Origin of the sequence: Dietzia sp. DQ12-76 (assembly GCF_014145045.1) — a bacterium.
Classification (GTDB): Bacteria; Actinomycetota; Actinomycetes; order Mycobacteriales; family Mycobacteriaceae; genus Dietzia.
This window is the reverse complement of sequence record NZ_JAALDV010000519.1, coordinates 3,435-4,379: the sequence shown is the minus strand read 5'-3', so window position 1 is coordinate 4,379 and position 945 is coordinate 3,435. Positions and strand designations below refer to the sequence as shown.

Genomic DNA, 945 nt, shown 5'->3' with positions numbered 1-945 from the left:
ACAGCGTCCGGGAGCCCGGCGTCCGGGAGCCCGCGCGCCGGGTCGAAGTCCGCGATCTCCCCGAGCGCACCGACGACGGTGGCCACGTGATCGGCCACCAGTCGGGCACCGATGTCGGGGTCGGCGTCGGTGGGGTCGCCGATCACCCCGGTGTCGGACAGGTCGTCGGCCAGCCAGCCGAACTTCACGGGGCCGGTGAAGCCGATGTGCCGGCATCCGGCCACCGCGGTCGGGACCCGGGCCTCGGCGACGGACATGTCGACGAGGTCCGGACGCAGGTGGAGCATCATCGACGTCTCGGCCCACCCGGCGTGGATCCCCATCCCGAGCTCACCGGGCCCCGGCACGGCCCTACCGGCGTAGAGGAACGTCCGGAGGTCGCTGCGCCGGCGCAGTTCCCGCAGCGCCACCTCCAGCAGCGCGGAGTTGCCCCCGTGGCAGTTGACGAAGAGCACGCGGCGGAATCCGCTGGCGGCCAACGCCGAACCGAGTTCACGCACCTGGGACAACAGGGTGTCGGCGGTGATCCACATCGCGCCGGGGAACGAGGAGTGCTCATCGCTCTTGGTGTATCCCAGCGCGGGCATGAGCCAGGCGTCGACCCCGGCTGTGTCCATCCCGGCTGCGTTCTCCACCGCCCGGGAGGCCACCGCCTCGGCCACGATGAGGTCGGTGGCCAGGGGGAGGTGGGGGCCGTGGGGTTCGATCGCGCCGGCGGGGATGACCGCCACGGGATCGCCCCGGCCCACGTCCGCGGCCTCGACCGTGCTGAGGTCCGCGTAGCGCCGCGCGGGCCCGATCACGCCCCCCACCGCCCGGGATTGAGCAGGCCGTAGGGGTCCGTGCGCGCCGCGAGTGCCCGCACCTGTTCGGTGCCGTGATCCACGCGGTACTGGTGCGGGGAGTGCACCGTCACGCCCAGTTCCTCCAGGACGGGCACGCCCG

1 protein-coding gene and 1 pseudogene are annotated in these 945 nt (G+C 73.3%); both read right to left on the bottom strand.

Annotation, left to right across the window (positions count from 1 at the left end; translation table 11 throughout):
• A partial coding sequence (locus tag G6019_RS15980; RefSeq protein WP_182628024.1) for a creatininase family protein occupies positions 1-812 on the bottom strand: 812 nt, incomplete at its 3' end.
• Positions 800-945 (bottom strand): annotated as a pseudogene (locus tag G6019_RS17500) (FAD-binding oxidoreductase); the annotation flags it as partial. The pseudogene G6019_RS17500 and the gene G6019_RS15980, both read right to left, overlap by 13 nt.